Source organism: Proteus vulgaris (assembly GCF_011045815.1).
In the GTDB taxonomy this organism is placed as follows: domain Bacteria; phylum Pseudomonadota; class Gammaproteobacteria; order Enterobacterales; family Enterobacteriaceae; genus Proteus; species Proteus vulgaris_B.
In genome coordinates, this window is sequence record NZ_CP047344.1 from 3043301 (window position 1) to 3068153 (window position 24853).

Annotated in this window: 18 protein-coding genes; 8 read left to right on the forward strand and 10 right to left on the reverse strand. The window is 36.1% G+C overall.

Translation table 11 applies throughout. The features are described from left to right. Positions 1-33 precede the first annotated feature (33 nt). Both GTH24_RS14340 and GTH24_RS14345 read right to left on the reverse strand, forming a co-directional pair. The gene (locus GTH24_RS14340) at positions 34-588 is read right to left on the reverse strand and encodes a cytochrome b (protein WP_164526554.1); all 555 of its coding nucleotides are present in this window, start codon (positions 586-588) and stop codon (positions 34-36) included. A 320-nt stretch (positions 589-908) separates the two neighbouring features. After that, entirely contained in the window at positions 909-1109 is a 201-nt protein-coding gene (locus GTH24_RS14345; RefSeq protein WP_072069304.1) for a hypothetical protein, read from the reverse strand. A 494-nt stretch (positions 1110-1603) separates the two neighbouring features. Here GTH24_RS14345 and GTH24_RS14350 point away from each other — a divergent pair, with 494 nt between their 5' ends. The 8 genes from GTH24_RS14350 to GTH24_RS14385 all read left to right on the forward strand — a co-directional run bounded on the left by GTH24_RS14350 (position 1604) and on the right by GTH24_RS14385 (position 15434). Then, a complete protein-coding gene (locus GTH24_RS14350) occupies positions 1604-2431 on the forward strand; it encodes a MurR/RpiR family transcriptional regulator (RefSeq protein WP_072069305.1) in 828 nt (275 codons plus the stop codon). A gap of 235 nt (positions 2432-2666) precedes the next feature. Further along, a complete protein-coding gene (locus GTH24_RS14355; protein ID WP_164526555.1) occupies positions 2667-3416 on the forward strand; it encodes a hemagglutinin in 750 nt (249 codons plus the stop codon). Between the two features lie 236 nt (positions 3417-3652). Then, a complete protein-coding gene (locus GTH24_RS14360) occupies positions 3653-4144 on the forward strand; it encodes an N-acetyltransferase (RefSeq protein WP_072069306.1) in 492 nt (163 codons plus the stop codon). A 325-nt stretch (positions 4145-4469) separates the two neighbouring features. Beyond that, complete coding sequence (locus GTH24_RS14365) at positions 4470-6029, forward strand: sulfatase-like hydrolase/transferase (protein ID WP_164526556.1); 1560 nt, start codon at positions 4470-4472, stop codon at positions 6027-6029. Positions 6030-6174: 145 nt separating this feature from the next. Next, the gene (locus GTH24_RS14370) at positions 6175-7059 is read left to right on the forward strand and encodes an OmpG porin family protein (protein ID WP_072069308.1); all 885 of its coding nucleotides are present in this window, start codon (positions 6175-6177) and stop codon (positions 7057-7059) included. Between the two features lie 36 nt (positions 7060-7095). Then, positions 7096-9261 (forward strand): autotransporter outer membrane beta-barrel domain-containing protein, encoded by a 2166-nt coding sequence (locus tag GTH24_RS14375; protein WP_164526557.1) that lies wholly within the window; start codon positions 7096-7098, stop codon positions 9259-9261. An 11-nt stretch (positions 9262-9272) separates the two neighbouring features. Next, complete coding sequence (locus GTH24_RS14380) at positions 9273-12338, forward strand: chondroitinase family polysaccharide lyase (RefSeq protein WP_164526558.1); 3066 nt, start codon at positions 9273-9275, stop codon at positions 12336-12338. 54 nt (positions 12339-12392) lie between these two features. Continuing rightward, entirely contained in the window at positions 12393-15434 is a 3042-nt protein-coding gene (locus GTH24_RS14385; protein ID WP_164526559.1) for a chondroitinase family polysaccharide lyase, read from the forward strand. A gap of 2732 nt (positions 15435-18166) precedes the next feature. On the opposite strand, the gene GTH24_RS14390 is transcribed toward GTH24_RS14385, so the two are convergent. The 8 genes from GTH24_RS14390 to agaV all read right to left on the reverse strand — a co-directional run bounded on the left by GTH24_RS14390 (position 18167) and on the right by agaV (position 24845). Further along, positions 18167-19228 carry a glycoside hydrolase family 88/105 protein gene (locus GTH24_RS14390; RefSeq protein WP_072069313.1) on the reverse strand — a complete coding sequence of 354 codons (1062 nt, stop codon included), beginning with the start codon at positions 19226-19228 and terminating at the stop codon, positions 18167-18169. A gap of 17 nt (positions 19229-19245) precedes the next feature. After that, positions 19246-20001, reverse strand: coding sequence for a 2-dehydro-3-deoxy-D-gluconate 5-dehydrogenase KduD (kduD, locus tag GTH24_RS14395; RefSeq protein ID WP_072069314.1), 756 nt, complete (start codon positions 19999-20001; stop codon positions 19246-19248). 79 nt (positions 20002-20080) lie between these two features. Further along, a complete protein-coding gene (kduI, locus tag GTH24_RS14400; protein ID WP_072069315.1) occupies positions 20081-20911 on the reverse strand; it encodes a 5-dehydro-4-deoxy-D-glucuronate isomerase in 831 nt (276 codons plus the stop codon). Positions 20912-20953: 42 nt separating this feature from the next. Then, complete coding sequence (nagA, locus tag GTH24_RS14405) at positions 20954-22123, reverse strand: N-acetylglucosamine-6-phosphate deacetylase (protein WP_072069316.1); 1170 nt, start codon at positions 22121-22123, stop codon at positions 20954-20956. Next, entirely contained in the window at positions 22120-22554 is a 435-nt protein-coding gene (gene agaF, locus GTH24_RS14410; RefSeq protein ID WP_164526560.1) for a PTS galactosamine/N-acetylgalactosamine transporter subunit IIA, read from the reverse strand. Before agaF ends, nagA begins: the two co-directional genes overlap by 4 nt. 99 nt (positions 22555-22653) lie before the next feature. Beyond that, on the reverse strand, positions 22654-23544 hold the full coding sequence (locus tag GTH24_RS14415; RefSeq protein WP_072069318.1) for a PTS system mannose/fructose/sorbose family transporter subunit IID: 891 nt from the start codon (positions 23542-23544) through the stop codon (positions 22654-22656). Then, on the reverse strand, positions 23534-24301 hold the full coding sequence (gene agaW / locus GTH24_RS14420; protein WP_164526561.1) for a PTS N-acetylgalactosamine transporter subunit IIC: 768 nt from the start codon (positions 24299-24301) through the stop codon (positions 23534-23536). Before agaW ends, GTH24_RS14415 begins: the two co-directional genes overlap by 11 nt. A 49-nt stretch (positions 24302-24350) precedes the next feature. Beyond that, positions 24351-24845: a PTS N-acetylgalactosamine transporter subunit IIB gene (gene agaV / locus GTH24_RS14425; RefSeq protein WP_072069319.1), complete on the reverse strand. Its 495-nt coding sequence runs from the start codon at positions 24843-24845 to the stop codon at positions 24351-24353. Positions 24846-24853 lie beyond the last annotated feature (8 nt).

A 24853-nucleotide genomic window follows, 5' to 3' on the forward strand; every position in this document is an offset into this window, starting at 1 on the left:
GGTTATCTCCATAATTTTGTTTTATAAATTTAACTATTTAGTTCGCATTCCTAGCATGCGTTTTAACGTTACATCTTTATCAATAAAATGATGTTTTAAGGCACCAGCCACATGTAATAGTGATAACAAAATAACTGACCATGCTAAATAAAGATGAATATCACCGGCGAAATCTGCTTGCTCGGCTCCCCCTGTAAAAATAGCGGGTACAGAAAACCATTCAAATACAGATATCGCTTGACCATCAGCAGTGGAGATTAAATAACCACTAATGAGAATAGAAAATAAAATTAAATATAAGAGCATGTGCGCGATATGAGCACTAATGCGAGTAAATTTACTGTAGCTTCCTAATGCTTTAGGTGGTGGTGATATCCAACGCCATATCACACGTACTATTAGGATGATAAATAAAAGAATACCGATACTTTTATGTATTTCAGGTGCTGAATGATACCAATTATCATAATAACCTAGCGTCACCATCCATAATCCTAAAGCAAACATACCGTAGACAGTAAGTGCTGACACCCAATGCAAAAGGAGTGACAAGTACCCGTAGCGAGAAGTGTTATTTCGCCATTCCATAATAAAAACCCAATAGTTTTTAATTCATTAAAATAATGTTATCTAGTTTAGTGTATTGGGAATAAAATGTTAGTATATAATTCAACAAATAATTTGCTTATCTTTATCAATAATAATCAATATGTAACAATCTCTTATTAGTCACCTAGTTGATTATCTAATCAATAGTATTGTTGAAACATCGCTTATGGGCAAAATAGAATAAACACATTGCTGATTTATAACATGCAATAACAGGAGAAAATATAAGAAAAAAATAATGTCTAAAAACAAGGTCAATACAACTATTGTACAACCTTAATAACAATTGTATATTTTACTTATCCTAAATTAGAACTAATTAAACAAAATACAATGATAATTAAAGGTACAGTAAAAAAAACGGATAACCAACGCATTTCACGTACAACACCAAAGATAATACCCACAATACATACAAGAAAAATAATAGGCATCATTTCTGAGTAGTGATCATGAAAATAGTGCATTAATAAATTAATCCACGGATGATCGTTTTGCATATAAAAGTTTCAACCAACATAAGTATATTTAAACTAAGATAGTCATAAATTACTATCATTAACAAATAAAACAAGTGTTGTATTATAAATATCAATCATTGCGCACAAAGATATTAAAACACTTCAATTTCCAAATTACAATAACACCAATAATAAAAAATAATATTCTAAGTTAAATTAACAACAATATAAAATGAAATAGGTTAAATAAAACAAAATAGAAAAAATAGAAACGATATTGTTATTATCTCCACCTTAACAAAATGAAATATTAATTTCATTTAATTCCAAATAAAGAAAATTAATTTCGATAAGTGATAATAAAACCAATAAAGAATAAATAAAATAGAGTTTTAAACATCAAATAATTACCTTTAGGTTGTTCATTTACTTTGAATTAACTCTATATTTCATTTTAATTACTATTAGCTAAAAACATTCAATTCCGACTCAAAAAACACTACAATTACAGCAGTATTTTTATTGAGGGCACTATGTCTACTGCAACAAATCTGAATGAACTACAGGAACAAGTTCGCTCCCGCTATAATGGATTAAGTAAAAGGCTACAGCAGGTTGCACATTATCTACTTGATAATAAAAACAGTGTGGCATTTGATACAATTGCAATCCTTGCAGATAAAGCAAATGTTCCTCCATCGACATTAATTCGTTTTGCCAATGCGTTTCATTTCAATGGTTTTAATGAAATGAAACAATTATTTCAGCATCACTTGATGAATGAAATGGTAAATGAAAATGAAAATTTAACTTATAAACAGAAATATAAAGAGGAACCCCCTAATCTGAATGAGCCTGCCTATATTTTGCAAGAATTTGCACAAGCAAATAGCCATTCATTGCAACAATTGGCAAATCAGGCTCACAGAGAAATGTTAAATAAAACAGTACAGTTACTCGAACATGCTGAAACAATTTATATTTGTGGATTTCATCATTCATTCAGTGCTGCGAGTTATTTTTTTCATGCCCTCTCGCACATTCCTTGCGAAACTGTCTTTGTAAACAGCTTAGGAGGAATGTACAAAGAGCAATTGAGAAATATTACATATCGGGATGTACTTTTTGGCATTCATTTCCATCCATACTCAGATGAAATGCAAAAAATGTGCGAGATGGCAACATATAAAGAAGCTAAACAAATTATTGTTACAGACAGTCCCATTAGTCCACTGGCAAGTTTGAGTGACGTTTGTTTAACGGTAAAAGAAGCTCAAATAAAAACCTTTCGCTCTCAAACATCAACAATGTGTTTGCTACAAGCGATTTCTGTTGCTTTTGCCTTTAGAAAAAAACATTAGTTAACACTTATCCAAAACTGCATTTTAATGAAAGTGCAGTTTTTTATTTAATAACTTATTAAATAAAATTTTATTTAATAGAATATTTTTGCAGTAATCAATCATATATTTAAAAAAATATAATTTTATTTAAAACTATTTTTAAGAGTAATTCCAGAATGTTTTATTTGTGATGAAAAAAACAATCATTTAGCATTGATTTACGCCAAAAATTCCTTTCAAAGGGTTAAATTAAATGTTATTTAAAAAGTTATTTTTATTCTTTCTATTATTCCCTTCATTTTCGTATTCAAATGTAGACTCAACAAAAGAAAAGGAAGAAATACCTATTATCGTTAATATTCCTAGTATTTCATTAGGTGATAATAGTAATGCTTCAGGTAATGGTTCAATTGCAATAGGAGTCAATAGCCAAGCTAAAAATACACACTCTGTTGCTATTGGTCATAATGCATTAGCAACCGAAGAAAATACGGTTTCATTTGGTAACACTGAAAACGGGCAGACATCGAGATTAGTTAATATTAGTGATGGTAAAAATAATACAGATGCCGTTAATCTTATCCAAACTAAAAAAATGGTAGAAAAAAATAGAATAACAACAAATAATGCCATGAATCAGCTAAAAAGAAGTATTAGTACAGATATTAATGAGCTCAAAACTCATGTTAATGATTTTGATCACTATTACAGGAAAAGACAAGCTGAAATCACAGACTCAATTGCAAATTTAGATAAAAAAATCATCTCATTAGAAAAGAAAGTATTTGCAGGTATTGCTTCATCTGTTGCAATGACGAATATTCCTTATCTTAGCCATCACACCTTAAGTGGAGGAATTGGTATTAGTAACTACCGAACTGGTACAGCTTTTGCTGGGGGAATACAATATAAACCTAATAATGACATTGCATTTAGATTAAACTCTTCAATAAATAGTGAACAAGAAATCATTATCGGTGGAGGATTAGCCTATGGTTTCTAATTACTTCTATTTTCTATAAATAAAAAATAAAAATCATGTTATTAATTAAGCAGTAATAAATATATTCTATTACTGCTTTTATTACATTTCTTTCAAAAAGAGGTTTTGTAGATAGTCAAAATTCAATAGTCACACTTAAATTAATAAACTTATCTTTAGAATTATTAATGTATTTTTGTATTATAAATTATTTTTTATATAATAAGATTATAACTTAGTATAAAAAGGAATTAAAAATGCATTATATATTTCGAAAAATGACATATAAAGATATCAACTCAGTAGCAACGTTATTACAGGCGAATTCAGAATCTCAACAAGGCGGATTATATGGCGAATACCCACAAAACAAAGTTGAGGCAATGTACCAATATAGTATAAATACTATTATTGCACTTAATCAAGAAAATATTGTTGCTGTGGTTTTCAGCTTCCCTGTCACATCTTTCTCAATTCCGCCTATTGCTCAAGAAATTAATCGACGCTTCCCAGAAATAACACAAAACAATTGGTTTTACGGCCCTGTTTGTATTGATAAATCGCACCGAGGAAAATCATTATTAAAAGATCTCTACCAGCAGATCTGTTCTTTACATGGCGGGCACCCTATCGCATTTGTTAATAGCGAAAATATTCGCTCACTAAAAGCACATCAAAAGTTAGGCATGGAGATAGTTAAAAATATTGAGTTTAAAGGAACATCTTGGTGGGTCATTAAAGGACAATGAAAACAAACGAAAGAAAAGAACTTACACTAGCTGTTATGCAACTTTATAGCTAAAAAAAGAAACTTTAAGTTATTTTTGCAATCATCATCACAAAACAATAAATATCATTATAAATCAATTAATTAAAATTATTCGTAAAAGTTAATCTATTCTTAACAATATTCCAACTCCTATTTTAGCTGTCAAATTGCTTACAATTTGACACTATTCTGTGATCTCCCTTTCAATTCTTGATCTTTCGTTAACTTACTTTTTGATCTTATGCAAAAGTATAAATAAGATAAAAGACACTAATTCGAAAGCAAACGTAAAATAGGAGGAAGCAATGACTGTTTCCCGCAGAACTTTTATCAAAGGGCTCGCAGCCAGCGGTGCAGCAATGACTATTTCTACCCCTGTTATTGCTAATTCAGGAAGCACGACCTCTAACACGCAATCCCGTCCGGAAAACGCCCCTAACCTATTAATTGTTTTTCCTGATGAAATGCGAGCACACGCGTTACAGTTTATGGGAGAAGATCCCTCAATTACACCAAATCTGAATAAATTTGCGAAACAAGCCAAAGTAATGACACAAATGGCTTCAAATTACCCTCTTTGTTCTCCTTTCCGTGGCATGTTTATGACTGGGCAATACCCTGTTCGCAATGGCATTACAGGAAATGCACATGATTATGGTGGCAAAGTAGGTATTGATCTATCTCCTTATGCAAAATGTTGGTCTGATGTTTTAAAATCTCTCGATTACAGCACTGGCTATATTGGCAAATGGCATCTTGATGCACCTTACGAACCATTTATTGAAAGTTACAATAATCCAATGGAAGGTCGTTATTGGAATGAATGGGCAGCTCCTGATAGACGCCATGGTTTTGACTTTTGGTATTCTTATGGCACCTACGATTTACATTTAAAACCTATGTATTGGGCAAACGATACTCCTCGTGATAAACCAATTTACATTGATCAATGGGGACCTGAACATGAAGCTGATATGGCAATCAAGTTTCTCAAAAATGAAAACAATCAATTTAGGGATAATTCAAAACCATTTGCATTAGTGGTTTCAATGAATCCACCTCATTCGCCTTATGACCAAGTACCGAAGAAATACCTCGATGCTTATCAAGGTAAAACATCTAAAGAGCTCAACACTCGCCCGAACGTACAATGGGAAAGTGAATACCAAGAAGGCTATGGGCCTCAATATTTCAAAGAATACATGGCAATGGTCAACGGTGTTGATGAACAATTTGGTCGCATCGTCGATGAATTAGAAAAACAAGGCCTTGCAGATAATACTCTCGTTGTTTTCTTCTCTGATCATGGTAGTTGCTTAGGATCAAATGGACAGGCAACAAAAAATAATCCTTATGAAGAATCCATGCGTATTCCTATGATGTTTCGTTTACCGGGTAAAATTAAACCAGGTTCTGATGATGCACTAATGTCAGCTCCTGATATTTACCCGACAATCTTAGGACTACTTGGTTTATCCGAATGGATACCTGATTCTGTCGAAGGTAGTGATCTTTCAGACCGAGTGGTCACAGGAAAAGGCGACACAGCAAACTCGCAGCTTTATCTTTTTATTCCTTATGGAGAACCTTCATTTGGTAAACGAGGTGTCAGAACCAAAACACATACACTGGTTATCGATAGACAAGATGGTCAACCATTGAAATATACCTTATATGACAATGTGAATGATCCTTATCAAATAAAAAACATTGCCAAAGACAATATGCCTTTAATTGAGAAATTAATTAAAGAAGAACTGACCCCTTGGTTGGAAAAAACAGGAGATTCTTGGCGCGCCTCTGAATTTATTACGGCAACAACCAATAAATTAAATAAAACAATATCGACATGTAAAGAAAAATAATAAAAATATCTGCGCCATTATTTTATGGCGCTATATATAAACCCAATTCGCTTATATAAAAATCCTTTTAATAGAATAAAAGGGAAAACGTCCTACACCTAAAAATTGACATTAATAAAAGCGAATAAAGAATTGGATATATACCATGAACAAACTTCGTATTGCTCTTTTCTTACCTCTTCTTGGCTTAGGTTTAACTTCTTTTCATTCTCAGGCAGCTAATGTCAACGCTATGTTTTCTTGGGAAACAGCTGATTACGACACACCCAATAACTATGCCGGTTATCGTGTTGATTTTAATATTAATCCAGAAAAATCTAACTGGTATTTCGATGTCGGCTTTCGTCAACGTGAACATGATAATAAAAACCGCTACCAACGTTATGATTTACAAGGTAGTTATCGTTTTAAATTAAACAATGGTTGGATCCAACCTGGTTTGAAAATCCGCCAAGATCTCACTAATTATGATAACGGCAGTCGCTTAACTATTGATTTTTATGAATCAAAAACCAATTACCAATTTCCAATTAATAAAGATTGGGTTTTAACAGGTAGTGTTTTATTTGGCTTACAAAAGAAAGAAGATAAACGTAGCAATGGCGTCACAAATACGGATTATTTAGGCTGGGAAATTGAACCGGGTCTACGTTATTTTGTTACCCCAAATATTAATACTACTGTTGCTTATTTTGATGGTGGTAAGCAAGCAATACGACATGAAGAATACGACACAAAAGAAACAAACCATAATCAACAATTACGTATGTATGTGAACTGGACAACACCAATAGGATTAATAGTTTCTCCATCAATGCGTAAATCTATTTTTGGGAAAATAGAAGATAGAACAAATAAAGGCGTTTATATCGAAAAAGATATGACACGTTATACCCTACAAATGGCTTATCAAATATCACCTCAATGGCGAGTCATGACGGAATATTATAATGAACGAGTTGAAAATAAAAATGATGGTAGCAAATCGACTCAAGATTATTTCAAAGTTTCATTCCGAGCAACATTCTAATAATTAAAATCATATAATTGTTCATGGAGTTATATTGTGAAAAATAAAAAATTGTTATTTTTGAGCGCGGCTATTTTATCAGCTATTTATGGTTCGGCATGGGCGACAGAATGTGATCCCACTTTAAATATCTGTGAAACAGTTAATGTTAATGACGGTAATACGGCTCAAATAAATAAAGATGTCACTGTTTCTCAAGGTGATGGCGTTGTATTTAATGGCTCATCAACAGAATATAAAGCTCAAGCAATTACAAAAAATATTACTGTCACTGGTGATGGTGCAAATGGCCTCAAGATAAATCAAGGTGCTTCTTTTAGCAGTAATATCAACTTAAATGGCGCTAACGTAACCAGTGAAAATGGTACAGCCATATTGGTTGAAGGCGATTTCCCTAAACGAGGTACTGGCGTTTATGTAAGAGACGGTGCCATTATTCGTGGAAAAACTGCAGCCATTGATTTTAGAACACTAAAAACAGGTTTTAGAAGTGATGTAAATGGTGAGATCCACGGCGATATATTAGGAAATGGTCACGCAGATACTAAAATAAATTTTGCATATCAAGGTGGTGCTCAAAATGCTTTATTTGATGGATATCAAATCACGGGTGTTCCATTAATTGAAAACCATGGCAATTTAACTATCCAAGGAAAAGATAAAACGATTCATTGGGAAGGTAATTTCATGAATAAGGAAAATAGCCAGTTAATTTTCCGTCTTGATGATAATACCAATACTGATGAAACTATTCTTCATGTTGACGGTGATGTTACTTTTAAAAAAGGTAGCCAAGCTAAATTGGATTTTAAAGGCACCAGTGTCGATAACATTATAAATAAAGATATTGTTTTGATCTCTTCCAATTCAGCGATTAAAGATGAAGCTGGAATTACGGTTACTGACGCCAATGCCATAGCACCAGATGTATCTCCATTATTAGAAAAAACAGATTCATGGTTAGAGACTACACCGCCTAATATTAGTGGTGGTGTTAGCGGTAATCAATTAGTTGCACGTTATGGTATTAGCTACGAAGGTGGTAATAATTTTATTAGTGCTGCTGAACGTGGTGGCGTCAATGAAAATGGATTAGCGGCAGCTAATTTTATTATTCCAACTGTTTTAAATGAATTTAACAATACACGTAGTCAAGTTTCAGATGAGGCTTTGAGTTTATTAGTTGCTGCTGGAAATGACGATAATAATATTGCCACATTATCAAATGATTTAGCCCCTATTGCTGATGGCAGTGATATTCAAGCGGGATTAATCATGGTTGAAGATATGCGCAATAATATTGCACACCGCTATTTACGCTATGATAACCAATTGCCAATTGAAGAAAGAGAAGCTGGCTGGAACAGTTGGGCCAATATACTGTATGGTTATGGCACACAAAGCAATCAAGGTGGAATTAACGGTTACAACACTTATCGTACTGGTATTCAAATCGGTACTGATTATGAAATTAATCAAGATGCTCTTATCGGTGTTTCATTTGCTTATAACTATGCCAAGGCTGACGCAAAACAACGTAACGCAAGCAAAGAAATTAGCCATTTTGAATTTATGCCTTACACCGGTTGGTATAGTGACACATTATTCCTAAGCGGTAATCTAAATATTGGTTATTACACTGTCGATAGTGAGCGAGATATTGGTGGCAATACTGGATGGGAAGGAAATACCAAAGCAAAAGGTGATTATTCAGGTGTGCAATTAGGTTATCAAATTAATGCTGGAACTCATTTTGATTTTGATTTCATCCATATTAAACCGATGCTGACTTACCAATATCAATGGCTCAATATTGACTCTTGGGAAGAAACAGGCTCTGCCTTATCTATGCGTACTTATGGCCAACGCTATGCTGTTAATCAATTAGGTGGCTCAGTTGCTTTATGGAATAGCTATCAGACTGCTTATGGAAAATTAACCCCATCTCTTAACCTTCGTTATTTCAAAGATATCGCAGGTGACAATAATATTAATCAACGCCACAGTTTGACTTATTTTAATACTGGAGGAGAGACCTTTGATATTAAAGGAAATACTGTTGGTGGTGACATTATTAGTGCGGAATTAGGTGCCAATCTCGATATCACTCAATCATTAAATTTAGGCACAACAATCGGCTATCAGCGTTATGACAAATTTAATGAAGGACGCATTGGTTTCACTGTTAGCCAGCGTTTCTAAGGAGAAAAATAATGCCGATATTTCGCTTTACTGCACTTGCAATGACATTGGGGCTATTATCAGCCCCCTATCATGTGATTGCTGCCACCAGCAACCCTGCATTTGATCCTAATAATCTGATGCAGTCAGAAATCTATCATTTTGCGCAAAATAACCCATTAGCTGATTTTTCGTCAGATAAAAATTCAATACTTTCGCTATCAGATAAACGTAGCATTATGGGAAGCCAATCCCTTTTGTGGAAATGGAAAGGAGGCAGTAGCTTTACTTTACATAAAAAACTGATTGTGCCGACAGATAAAAAAGCCTCTAAAGCTTGGGGGCGTTCATCTACGCCCGTTTTATCATTTTGGCTTTATAACGAAAAGCCAATTAATGGTTATCTTACCGTTGATCTAGGCGAAAAACTCAATACAACCAGTGAAGCCCAAGCCGGCTTTAAAGTAAAACTTAATTTTACTGGTTGGCGAGCCGTAGGTGTTTCGCTAAATAACGATCTTGAAAATCGTGAGATGACCTTAAATGCGATGAATACCTCCTCTGATGGTACTCAAGACAGCATTGGGCGCTCTTTAGGCGCTAATGTCGATAGCATTCGCTTTAAAGCCCCCTCTAATGTGGATCAAGGTGAAATCTATATCGATCGCATTATGTTTTCTATCGATGATGCTCGCTATCAATGGTCTGATTATCAAATCAAAACTCGCTTATCAGAACCCGAAATTCAGTTTCATAACGTACAACCTCAGTTACCGGTGACACCTGAAAACTTAGCTGCAATTGATCTTATTCGCCAACGTTTGATAAATGAGTTTGTTGGCGGTGAAAAAGAAACAAATCTCGCACTAGAAGAAAATATTGGCAAGTTAAAAAGTGATTTTGATGCTCTTAATATTCACGCTTTAGATAATGGCACAATACAAGGGCGACACCTGATCACAGATAAACAAACGATTATTTATCAACCAGAAAATCTCAACCCTCAAGATAAACAACTATTTAATAATTATGTTATTTTAGGTGATTACACTACATTAATGTTTAATATTAGCCGTGCTTATGTACTGGAAAAAGATCCTACACAAAAGGCTCAGCTAAAGCAGATGTACTTATTAATGACAAAGCACTTATTAGATCAAGGCTTTGTTAAAGGAAGTGCATTAGTCACAACCCATCACTGGGGATATAGTTCTCGATGGTGGTATATTTCCACATTACTCATGTCTGATGCACTAAAAGAGGCAAACTTACAAGCTCAAGTTTATGATTCATTGTTGTGGTATTCACGAGAGTTTAAAAGTAGTTTTGATATGAAAGTGGGGGCAGATAGCTCTGACTTAGACTATTTCAATACCCTATCTCGTCAACACTTAGCCTTATTACTGCTAGAACCTGATGATCAAAAACGTATCAACTTAATTAATACCTTCAGCCATTACATCACTGGCGCATTAACTCAAGTACCACCGGGTGGTAAAGATGGTTTACGCCCTGACGGTACTGCGTGGCGACATGAAGGCAACTATCCGGGCTACTCTTTCCCTGCCTTTAAAAATGCCTCTCAGCTTATTTATCTACTTCGTGGAACCCCATTTTCAGTCGGTGAAAGTGGTTGGGATAACCTGAAAAAAGCGATGGTTTCAGCATGGATTTATAGTGCTCCAGAAGTCGGATTATCTCTTGCTGGAAGGCACCCATTTAATTCACCTTCGTTAAAATCAGTTGCTCAAGGTTACTACTGGCTTGCCATGTCTGCGAAACCTTCTCCAGATAAAACACTCGCATCTATTTATCTTGCAATAAGTGATAAAACACAAAACGAATCGAATGCTATTTTTGGAGAAACTATTGCACCAGCAGCTCTGCCTCAAGGTTTCTACGCCTTTAATGGTGGGGCTTTTGGTATTCATCGTTGGCAAGATAAAATGGTGACACTGAAAGCTTATAACACCAATGTTTGGTCATCTGAAATTTATAACAAAGATAACCGCTATGGTCGTTATCAAAGTCATGGTGTTGCTCAAATAGTAAGTAATGGTTCGCAACTTTTACAAGGCTATCAGCAAGAAGGTTGGGATTGGAATCGAATGCCAGGAGCGACGACGATCCATCTTCCTCTAAAAGAATTAGATAGCCCTAAACCTCATACCCTAATGCAACGTGGAGAACGAGGATTTAGTGGAGCATCTGCCCTTGAAGGCAAATATGGCATGATGGCATTCGATCTTATTTATCCAGCCAATCTTGAGCGTTTTGATCCTAACTTCACTGCAAAAAAAAGTGTATTAGCCGTTGATAATCGCTTAATTTTTATTGGTAGCAATATAAATAGTAGTGATAAAAATAAAGATGTCGAAACCACCTTATTCCAACATGCCATTACTCCAACATTAAATACCCTTTGGATTAATGGACAAAAAATTGAAGCCATTCCTTACCAAACAACTCTTAAACAAGGTGATTGGTTAATTGATAGTAATGGTAATGGTTATTTAATTACTCAAGCTGAAAAAGTAAATATCAGCCGCCAACACCAAACTTCGGCAGAAAATAAAAATCGCCAACCGACAGAAGGAAACTTCAGTTCAGCATGGATTGATCATAGCGTTCAACCTAAAGATTCCAGCTATGAATATATGGTCTTTTTAGATGCAACGCCTGAAAAAATGGGAGAGATAGCACAAAAATTCCGTGAAAACGATGGGTTATACCAGGTTCTTCGTAAGGATAAAGACGTTCATATTATTCTCGATAAACTCAGTAATGTAACGGGATATGCCTTTTATCAGCCTGCTTCAATTGAAGATAAGTGGATAAAAAAAGTTGATAAACCTGCGATTGTGATGACTCATCGACAAAAAGACACTCTTATTGTCAGTGCCGTTACACCTGATTTAAATATGACTCGCCAAAAAGCAGCAACCCCTGTCACCATCAATGTCACGATTAATGGTAAATGGCAATCTGCTGATAAAAATAGCAAAGTGAAATATAACGTTTCAGGTGATAACACTGAACTGACTTTTACCAGCTACTTTGGTATTCCACAGGAAATCAAACTCTCACCACTCCCTTGATTTAATTAAAAGGAACGCTCTTGCGTTCCTTTTTTATTTGCAGGAAATCTGATTATGTTAATAAAAAACCCTTTAGCCCACGCGGTTACATTAAGCCTCTGTTTATCATTACCGGCACAAGCTTTACCCTCTCTGTCTCATGAAACTTTCGGCGATATTTATCTTTTTGAAAATGAACTGCCTAATACCCTTATTACTTCAAATAATAACCAATTATCGCTAAGCAAACAGCATGCTAAAGATGGTGAACAATCACTTAAATGGCAATATCAACCGCAAGCAACATTAACGCTAAATAATATTGTTAATTACCAAGATGATAAAAATACAGCAACTCCTCTCACTTTTATGATGTGGATTTATAATGAAAAACCTCAATCTTCTCCATTAACGTTAGTATTTAAACAAAATAATAAAATTGCACTAAGTTTTAATGCTGAACTTAATTTTACGGGATGGCGAGGTATTGCTGTTCCTTTTCGTGATATGAAAGGTACTGCAACAGGAAAATTAGATCAATTAGTTATTACAGCACCAAATCAAGCTGGAACCCTCTTTTTCGACCAAATTATGATGAGTGTACCGTTAGACAATCGCTGGGCAGTTCCTGACTATCAAACACCTTACGTAAATAACGCAGTAAACACGATGGTTAGTAAAAACTGGAGTGCGTTATTGATGTACGATCAAATGTTTAGAGCTCATTATCCCACTTTAAACTTCGATACTGAATTTCGTGATGATCAAATAGAAATGGCTTTGATTTATCAGCGTTTTGAGCATTATCAAGGGATAAACAGTAATAAGAAAATCACCACAGATATGTTAGATAAACATTTAGCATTATGGGAAAAATTAGGATTAACGCAACATACTGATGGATCAATCACAGGAAAAGCACTTGATCATCCTAATCGGCAGAATTTTATGAAAGTCGAAGGGATATTTAGTGAGGAGACTAAAAAAGCATTACTTGATACCAATATGCTAAGAGATGTCGGTAAAACGCTTCTTCAAACTGCTATTTATTTGCGTAGTAATTCATTATCAGCTACTGATAGGCAAAAATTAGAAGATCGTTATTTATTAGGCACTCGTTACGTTCTTGAACAAGGTTTTACACGCGGTAGCGGTTATCAAATTATTACTCATGTTGGTTATCAAACCAGAGAGCTTTTTGATGCATGGTTTATTGGACGTCATATTCTCGCAAAAAATAACCTTCTAGCTCCAACTCAACAAGCCATGATGTGGTATAACGCTACAGGACGAATTTTTGAAAAAGACAATGAAATCGTTGATGCAAATGTCGATATTCTCAACACTCAATTACAATGGATGATAAAAAGTTTATTGATGCTACCTGATTACCAGCAACGTCAACAAGCCTTAGCACAACTGCAAAATTGGTTAAGTAAAACGATACTAAGCTCAAAAGGTGTTGCTGGCGGTTTCAAACCTGATGGTTCTATTTTTCATCATTCACAACATTATCCTGCTTATGCAAAAGACGCATTTGGTGGTTTAGCACCCAGTGTGTATGCATTAAGTGATTCACCTTTTCGTTTAACTACTTCAGCACATGAGCGTTTAAAAGATGTTTTGTTAAAAATGCGTATCTACACCAAAGAGACACAAATTCCTGTCGTATTAAGTGGCCGTCACCCAACAGGGTTGCATAAAATAGGCATCACTCCATTTAAATGGATGGCATTAGCAGGAACCCCAGATGGCAAACAAAAGTTAGATACCACATTATCCGCCGCTTATGCAAAATTAGACAACAAAACGCATTTTGAAGGCATTAAAGCTGAAAGTGAACCGGTTGGCGCATGGGCAATGAATTATGCATCAATGGCAATACAACGAAGGGCATCGGCTCAATCACCACAACAAAGCTGGCTTGCCATAGCGCGCGGTTTTAGCCGTTATCTTGTTGGTAATGAAAGTTATGAAAATAACAACCGTTATGGTCGTTATTTACAATATGGACACTTAGAAATTATTCCGGCAGATTTAACCCAAGCAGGATTTAGCCATGCTGGATGGGATTGGAATAGATATCCAGGTACAACAACTATTCACCTTCCCTATAACGAACTTGAAGCAAAACTTAGTCAATTACCTGCTGCAGGTATTGAAGAAATGTTGCTTTCAACAGAAAGCTATTCTGGTGCAAATACACTTAATAACAATAGTATGTTTGCCATGAAATTACATGGTCACAGTAAATATCAACAACAAAGCTTAAGAGCTAATAAATCCTATTTTTTATTTGATAATAGAGTTATTGCTTTAGGTTCCGGTATTGAAAATGATGATAAACAACATAGGACAGAAACAACACTCTTTCAATTTGCTGTTCCTAAATTAAAATCAGTGATAATTAATGGCAAAGAGGTTAATCAATTAGGTACTCAATTAACTTTAAATAATGCAGATACTTTAATTGATCCTGCTGGAAATTTATATAAGCTCACAAAAGGACAAACTGTAAAATTTAGTTATCAAAAACAACATTCGCTTGATGATAGAACGTCAAAACCAACAGAACAATTATTTGCAACAGCAGTTATCTCTCATGGTAACGCACCTAAGAATGAAAACTATGAGTATGCGATAGTAATTGAATCACAAGATAATAAAGCACCTGAATACATTATATTACAACATAATAATCAATTACATGCAGTAAAAGACAAAATCACCCAAGAAGAAGGATATGCTTTTTTTGAAGCGACACAATTAAAATCACCTCAAGCAATATTATTATCGAGTGACTCTCCTGTTATGGTTATGGCTAAAGATCAAAAACAAAAATTAACATTAAGTATTGTTAATCCTAATTTAAATTTATATCAAGGCATTGAAAATGACCAAATTGATAATAATGGAAATCAAGTCGAAATCAGCGTTTATTCTCGTCAATGGCTAACTGCTGACTCTAAACCAATAAGCAGCACAGTTACCGTAAAAGGAGTATGGAAATTAGTAACACCACAGTCTGGTGTTATTATTAAACATCAAAATAATAATACGCTGATTACTACGACAACAATACAGGCAACACCTATTGTTATTAATTTAGTTAAATAAATATTTTAACATTTAAATTACCCACTTCGGAAAAATACCTAAAGAGGTAATTCATCACCTAACTAGTCATTTATTTTAAATAACAGAAATAAATTAAATAATTCATTATTGATAATAAATGTGTTGTCTCTAATAAATATTTTGTTATTCTCTGCGCGGGTGCTTGGATCAATCTGGTTCAAGCATGTCGCAAGTGCCAGAAAGAGAAAAGCCCCGGAAAATATATTGTATATTAACCGAGGCGGACTCAAACCTGAGAACTTGATTCTGCCTCCATTTTTATCGGAGTGCAAGAGGAAATGAAAAAATATTCTTTAATCGGGCTAATGATCGTCTCAATGATAATATCGAGTCACGTATTATTAGAGAGTAAATATTATCTTTACTCATACCAAATAATGGATATTTAATAATTCAGATTAATATAGTTTTTATTTTATATTAATCTTGTGGGGGAGCATTCCCCCACAATTTCCGGCTTTCATTATTGGGTTTGAATCTAAGCATCCTAATTTATAATAAGAGGTAACAGATTATTGTTACCTCTTATTTTATTATCCACACCAGTTAGCAAATCAATTATTTATTTAAAACAACAAAAACAAATAAAATAATTTATTATTGATAATAAATGAGTTGTTTCCAATAAATATTTTGTTATTCTCTGCGCGGGTGCTTGGATCAATCTGGTTCAAGCATGTCGCAAGTGCCAGAAAGAGAAAAGCCCCGGAAAATATATTGTATATTAACCGAGGCGGACTCAAATCCCAAGAAATTTGATTCTGCCTCCATTTTTATCGGAGTGCAAGAGGAAATGAAAAAATATTCTTTAATCGGGCTAATGATCGTCTCGATGATAATATCGAGCCACGTATTATTAGAGAGTAAATATTATCTTTACTCATACCAAATAATGGATATTTAATGATTCAGATTAATATAGTTTTTATTTTATATTAATCTTGTGGGGGAGCATTCCCCCACAATTTCCTGCTTTCATTATTGGGTTTGAATCTAAGCATCCTAATTTATAATAAGAGGTAACAGATTATTGTTACATCTTATTATATTATCCACACCAGTTAGCAAATCAATTATTTATTTAAAATAACAAAAATAAATTAAATGGTTTATTATTATTAATAAATGTGTTGTCCCCAATAAATATTTTGTTATTCTCTGCGCGGGTGCTTGGATCAATCTGGTTCAAGCATGTCGCAAGTGCCAGAAAGAGAAAAGCCCCGGAAAATATATTGTATATTAACCGAGGCGGACTCAAACCCAAACAATTTGATTCTGCCTCCATTTTTATCGGAGTGCAAGAGGAAATGAAAAAATATTCTTTAATCGGACTAATGATCGTCTCAATGATAATATCGAGCCACGTATTATTAGAGAGTAAATATTATCTTTACTCATACCAAATAATGGATATTTAATAATTCAGATTAATATAGTTTTTATTTTATATTAATCTTGTGGGGGAGCATTCCCCCACAATTTCCTGCCTTCATTATTGGGTTTGAATCTAAGCACCATAATTTAAAATAAGAGGTAACTGTAACATGTTACCTCTTATTTTATTAGCCACACCAGTTAGCAAATCAATTATTTATTTAAAATAACAAAAATAAATTAAATGGTTTATTATTATTAATAAATGTGTTGTCCCCAATAAATATTTTGTTATTCTCTGCGCGGGTGCTTGGATCAATCTGGTTCAAGCATGTCGCAAGTGCCAGAAAGAGAAAAGCCCCGGAAAATATATTGTATATTAACCGAGGCGGCATCAAAACCTAACAATTTGATTCTGCCTCCATTTTTATCGGAGTGCAAGAGGAAATGAAAAAATATTCTTTAATCGGGCTAATGATCGTCTCGATGATAATATCGAGCCACGTATTATTAGAGAGTAAATATTATCTTTACTCATACCAAATAATGGATATTTAATAATTCAGATTAATATAGTTTTTATTTTATATTAATCTTGTGGGGGAGCATTCCCCCACAATTTCCTGCTTTCATTATTGGGTTTGAATCTAAGCATCCTAATTTATAATAAGAGGTAACAGATTATTGTTACATCTTATTATATTATCCACACCAGTTAGCAAATCAATTATTTATTTAAAATAACAAAAATAAATTAAATGGTTTATTATTATTAATAAATGTGTTGTCCCCAATAAATATTTTGTTATTCTCTGCGCGGGTGCTTGGATCAATCTGGTTCAAGCATGTCGCAAGTGCCAGAAAGAGAAAAGCCCCGGAAAATATATTGTATATTAACCGAGGCGGACTCAAAACCTAACAATTTGATTCTGCCTCCATTTTTATCGGAGTGCAAGAGGAAATGAAAAAATATTCTTTAATCGGGCTAATGATCGTCTCAATGATAATATCGAGCCACGTATTATTAGAGAGTAAATATTGTCTTTACTCATACCAAATAATGGATATTTAATAATTCAGATTAATATAGTTTTTATTTTATATTAATCTTGTGGGGGAGCATTCCCCCACATTTTCCTGCCTTCATTATTGGGTTTGAATCTAAGCACCCTAATTTATAATAAGAGGTAACAGATTATTGTTACCTCTTATTATTATATTAAATATAAAAAAGCCGACCTCTATTTTGGCCGGCTCCTAGATAGGAAAATATTGCGCGGAAGGCATGTAAAGCGCAAGAAAAACAACAAAGCGTCAATATCAAAGCTCTAGCAATTTTACAAAAGGTTTAAAACTTCACTCCCTGCTAATAAATAAGCACCTGCACCATAATCCATATTGTGTTCAAACTTCACTTCACGAGGGTTAAATGCCGGAAGTTGAACCCAACCTAACATACCATTATCATGAATACAGGTTTGTAATGCCGCCCATGCTTTATTTAAAGCAGGAAAATAAATTTCATTCTCTAATACTCCCTGATTAATTCCCCATGCTAGTCCATAACAAAATAGTGCTGTAGCTGAACTTTCTGGCGCAGGAAAATTATCTGGATCGAGTAAACTTGTTCGCCAAAAACCATCTTCATGTTGATAATCTAGGATGGATGTCGCTAATTCTTTAAACAGTGCAATATAACGCTCACGACCATAAAAATCATCTGGCATATATTGAAGAATACGGGGAATAGACGCTAAAACCCAGCCAATGCCACGGCTCCAAAAAACTTTTTCACCATTGGCTTCGCGTAATTCATTTCCTTGACCATCAGGAATATAACGATGATCGCGAAAAATAAGTCCAGTTTCAGGATCTCGTAAATGCTCAATCGCATCCCAATACGCAGTATGCATATAATCTAAATAACGTCGCTCATGGGTAATTTCAGCAAGTGCAGCAAATCCCGGGGGTCCCATAAAGAGCGCATCACACCACCACCAATCCTCACGACCAAGTTTTGGCTCATTAAGCATAATATCAAACGCTTTGATTGTTGGTTCAACCACTTCAGATTGTTCGAAAAGTGGACTGATAGCTAAATAAGCTTGTGCACAAACATGATCATCTGCAAAACGTGCGTTGGGACCTGTTCTAAATCCAGTATGTAAAGTGTAATTCAGCACACCATTGAGATACTCTTCATCTTGTGTTGCTTGCCATGCTGCACTAACACAACTCCATAAAACACCACGTTCCCAATCGGTATCTTTAATAAAACGGGTTTTACCACTACGGCGACGAACACTGCGAACTTGATTAGCCGATTGATAACGATACACTCGCTTCATGTTTTGTAATACAAGCTCTCTTTGCAAAGTATCTGTATTAGCGTGTTCCATCCTATTTCTCCATGAAATTAACGAGCTAACCAACCACCATCAACTGCAATGGTATACCCAGTAACATAATCGCTCGCTTTTGATGCTAAGAAAATTGCTGGACCTGCAACATCTTCGGGAGTTCCCCATCGTCCTACTGGAATACGTTCTAAAATAGCTGCATTACGTGCTTCATCAGCACGAAGCGCGGTAGTGTTATCTGTTGCCATATAACCCGGAGCAATTGCATTAACATTAATATTGTATTGAGATAATTCCGTTGCCAATGCACGGGTTAATCCCATTACTGCAGATTTACTTGCTGTGTAGGAAGGAACTCGAATACCGCCTTGATAAGAGAGCATAGAAGCAATATTAATTATCTTTCCACCTTCACCTTGTTTCACAAATTGGCGAGCTACTTTTTGGGATAAAAAAAACAATGTTTTCTGATTAATATCAATCACATCGTCCCAATCTTTTTCACTAAATTCTAATAGATCTTCTCGACGAATAATCCCTGCATTATTCACCAAAATATCAATACGCCCCATAACAGAAACGGCTTCATCTACCAGCGCTTGTAACCCATCTTGTTTCATTAAATTTTGTGTAATGTAATGAAAACGACGACCCAAAGCCTCTACTTGCTGGCGGGTTTCAGGTGCATCTTGAATACCCACACCCACAATATCTGCACCCGCTTTGGCTAAACCAATAGCCATACCTTGACCTAAACCTGTATTACAACCTGTAACAATAGCAATCTTGCCATTTAAATCGAATAAATTCATAGCAATAACCTCTCAGGTGTGGCTTTATTGCCACACCTTTTTTATAAGTAGGGTAAGAAGAAAATGTGACTATTTATGGTTACTTCAGATCTTTCATTGCCACATGATCCATATCGTGGAAGACCTGATTTTCACCAACCATTCCCCAAATAAAGGTATAAGATGCAGAGCCCACACCTGAGTGAATTGACCAGCTAGGACTGATAACAGCTTGTTCATTGCGAACAACCAAATGACGAGTTTCCGTTGGTTCTCCCATATAATGGAATACCACGTTGTCATCTTTCATATCAAAATAAAGGTACACTTCCATGCGACGCTCATGAGTATGGCAAGGCATGGTATTCCATAAACTACCTGGTTCAAGAACGGTCATCCCCATGGATAATTGGCACGTTGGCAAAACTGAAGGGTGTAAGAATTTATAAATAGTACGAACATTACAGTTTTCTGTATTACCAATTTTTTCTGGTGATGCTTGTTGTTGCGTTATTTTGCGTGTTGGATAAGTATGATGAGCCGGCGCACAGTTCATATAAAAACGAGCCGGAGTTTCCATATTATCACTCATAAATTCAACACTTTTAGCGCCCATTCCGATATAAATGGCTTCACGAGGACCAATATCAAACACTTCACCATCAACAACTACTTTACCAGCGCCACCAATATTAATGGCACCTAGCTCACGTCTTTCTAAAAAGAAATCAACGCCTAAGGCTTTACCCGCCATTAATGCTAAAGGCTGCGTTGTAGGAACAATACCGCCAACAATAATACGGTCTATATGGCTATAAGTGAGATTCATTTCCCCTTCACAGAATAGGTTCTCTATCAGGAACTCCTTGCGAAGTCCTTCTGTATCAAGCCTTTTAGCATGTTCACTATGAATTGGCTGACGAATTTCCATTATAAATACCTCATTTTTACTGATGGGTGCATAACTGAAAAGCTATACATTTTCCCCGGATACAGAGTAAATATGATTTCCTCTGATGAATGTATCGGTGAGATGAAAACATTCATCCACCACAGCAAAGCTGGCTTGTTGCCCTACTTTGATATAACCCAATTTATCGCCGATACCGAGATACTCCGCAGGGATCGCAGTCGCCATTTGTACAGCTTCCCACTCAGGTATGTGCGCAAGTTTCACCATATTTCGCAATGCACTATCTAAGCTACAGGTACTCCCAGCCAAAGAGCCATCGGCTGTTTTAGCTTGACCTTGAGTAACACTCACTGTTTGTGCACCTAGCGTATAATCACCATCAGGCAACCCCCCGGCACGCATGCAATCTGTAATTAACGCGAGTTGTTGATAACCTTTCATGCGATACGCTAATTGCATCATCACGGGATGAACGTGAATGCCATCGGCAATCAATTCCGCTAATACATTGTGATATAACACTGCACCACAACATCCCGGTTCACGGTGATGAAGCCCCGTCATACCGTTATACAAATGCACACCACAATCAGCACCATGCAAAAACGCATCTGAAGTTTGCTCGTAAGTTGCAGCTGTATGCGCCACACTTGGCTTAATACCTCGATTGACCAACCAATCAATCGCATCTATTGAACCTTGTGCTTCTGGCGCAACAGCGACACGCAATAATGTGTCACCTGCACTTTCGAGCAGTGTTTCTAACTCTGATATTGTCGGTGCTTTAAGATATTTCACAGGATGAGAGCCGCGATGACGCTCAGTAAAATAAGGCCCTTCCAAAAAGCTCCCAAGTAACAACGCACCGGATGTTTGTGGCTTTGATAAGAACTCACGTACTTGTGATAATGCGAGGCGAATATCATCTATAGGTGCAGTAACCGTTGTACCAACCCACGCAACAACACCTGTTTTCACTAAAGCATCAGCAATGGTTTGCAACCCTTGTTCAGTCGCATCCATGACATCCGCACCTTCACGACCATGAATATGGATATCCACAAAACCGGGTAATAATGATTTCCCTTTTAGTCGAATAATGGGGCAATCTGTTGGTGCTTGCGAGGTGATCGATTCAATGACATCGCCCCTAACACAGACATAATAGAGATAACGAATTCCTTCAGGCGTAAACGTTCTATCTGCCAAAATCGCATATCGCTGACTCATAAGCCGTCTTCTTCATCAGCATTATTACTGTCTATTTGTGCTAATTGCTCACGAATATCTTGAATACTGTCTTGACCTATTTCGCGTAATGTTTGCACTAACTCTGGTGTTGAACACCCTTCTCGTTCAAAAGCTGCATTAACAATCATCGGTAAATTCACACCCGCTAATACCTCAACAGCAGGATTTTGCATCATAATGGCCATTGCTCGATTACAAGGGGTTCCACCGGGTAAATCTGTTAAGAACAGATATTGCTGACATGACATTGAGTTAATCGCCTCACGCATTTTTTCTTCAAGTTCATCAGGAGAAATTGACTCAACAAAATCGATAAATGCGATATCGTCTTGCTCGCCAGCAATCGCTTTTACGGCTGATGCCATACCAGAAGCAAAATTAAGATGTCCTGAAACAATAAGACCTATCATGAGTGACTCCTTGCGGGCAGCAGAAGCCCCTCCTGCCCGTTTATAGCAAGTTAATAATGTATTTCGATTGACAATAACGACGGTGGTAAAGGCTCTCTGTTATAAGAATCCTAATACGTGGCCGACAACGCCAAATGCAAGAGTTGAGAAAATTAATACCGGAGGTTTACCCCAAAAACCGGTGCTTTTTACCATTTTGTACATCAGGAAAACTAAGCACAGAGGCAATAAATTCGGCATGATTTTGTCAAAGAGCGCGCTTTGCAATTCGACCACCTTTCCTCCCAGCTCTAATGAGGCGGTGGTTTGCACCTTGATAAAGGTCGCGGAGAGCGCCCCAATAACAAAGATCCCCATAATATTGGCGGCTTTGGCCAGTTTTTCAGTGGCATCACTCATATTGACCATCGCGGCGGTTCCCGCGCGATACCCCATAAACATCAGCCCGAAATACACTAAAAAGTGCACTATTTGATATAAAAAGAAGAAAACAAAAGGTCCCGCAATCGAACCTTCCATTGCAATAGATGCACCCAATGCTAATGTCAGTGGCATTAAGGTCATATGATCGATAGCGTCGCCAATGCCTCCTGTTGGCCCCATTCCTGCAACTTTCATCACGTTAACAGTTGATGGTTTTTCTTTGTTTTCTTCCATTGCAACGGCTGTACCTAATAAAAAGGTAAACAGTTTAGGGCTGGCATTAAAGAATTGCAGATGGTTTTTCAGTGATGTTGCATAATCGCGTTTATTATTCCCATGGATCTTCTTTAATGCTGGAATAATTGAGAAGGCAAATCCACCACCTTGCATACGTTCAAAGTTAAAGTTACCTTCCATAAATAACCCTCGGAACGCACACTTCCAAAGATCACCTTTAGTGATAACTTTTCTGACCGTAGTATCTTGGTACTCATCAATACCATCAATCAAAGAACCCGTTTCTGGTTTATCCTGTGTTTTCAATGCAGTGCTGTTATCAGATACCATCTTCGAAATCCTCATTTTGCTGACTTGTATTTTTGTTGTTACCACTAAAGAAGAAGTAGAGTGTGGCAGCTGATGCGCCTAAAATAGCAACCGCCATAATTGGGAGTTTTAAATAAGTTGTCATGACGAAACCAATAAAGAACACACCTGCAACTTCTTTTGACCACATGATTTTCAACAACATTGCAAAACCAATAGCCGGAACCATCTTCGCACCAATACCGAGGCCTTCAAGCAACACTTTCGGGGTATTATCATCAATCCACTGAGCTGCATGTTCACCGAAATAGACCGTTACGAAGGCAACTAATGCATAGAGTAATGAACGTACTATAATCGTGATAATCAGTAACCGAGACACACCACCCGCATCGGCTCTTTCTGCGTATCTATCGGCTTTTCCCATAGTGAACGCCGTCATTGCAAAGAAGCCAATCACCAACATTTGCATTAACACAGCAATTGGCATACCAATACCCATAGCAACTTCAGGTGATTGATTTGTCATTACCGCAAAAGCAACCGCAGCAATAGTGCCTAAAGTTACATCTGGTGGCTGAGCACCGGCGTTAGGAACAAGCCCTAACCAAGCAAGTTCTAATGTTGCGCCTGCAATCAATCCAACCTGCATATCACCCATAATCAGGCCGACAACAGGTCCTGTAATTAATGGACGATGGATATTTAATGCAACGTCATACTTATCTATACCGCAAAAGAAGGCCCATAAAGCCACTAAAGAAGCTTCAAAAATCATAAATAATCCTCAAACCTGCTAATGCAGGTTTTTTTTACTCAGAAATTTATCAAGCAGATGCGAGTGTTAATACATCAACAGGTGTCTGATCGGGAGTGTTTTGAATTGTGCAAGTTACCCCATTTGCAACAAGGCGTTTAAACGCATCAATATCGGTTTCATCAACGGATACTGTTTTTGCAATTTGACGTTTTCCTTCATGAAAATGCATATTGCCAACATTACAGTGAGTAATGGGCACACCACCTTCCACTAAACGGGCAACATCTTTTGGGTTATTACACAACACAAAAATTTTCTGACGAGGTGATGCTTTGCTAATAACATCAATGGTTTTTTGAATAGAGAAGAAGCGAACAGCATATTCGCCCCCTGCTGATGCTTTCATTCCAGCTTGCATGAATGCGGCATTTGGGCCTTCTGCTGCGTCATCATTAGCCACTAAAATCAGGTTTGCTTCTGTATGTTTTCCCCATGTAATGCGGATTTGACCATGGAGTAAACGTTCGTCAATGCGGGTCCAGACAATATTCGGTGTGTTCATGATTAGCT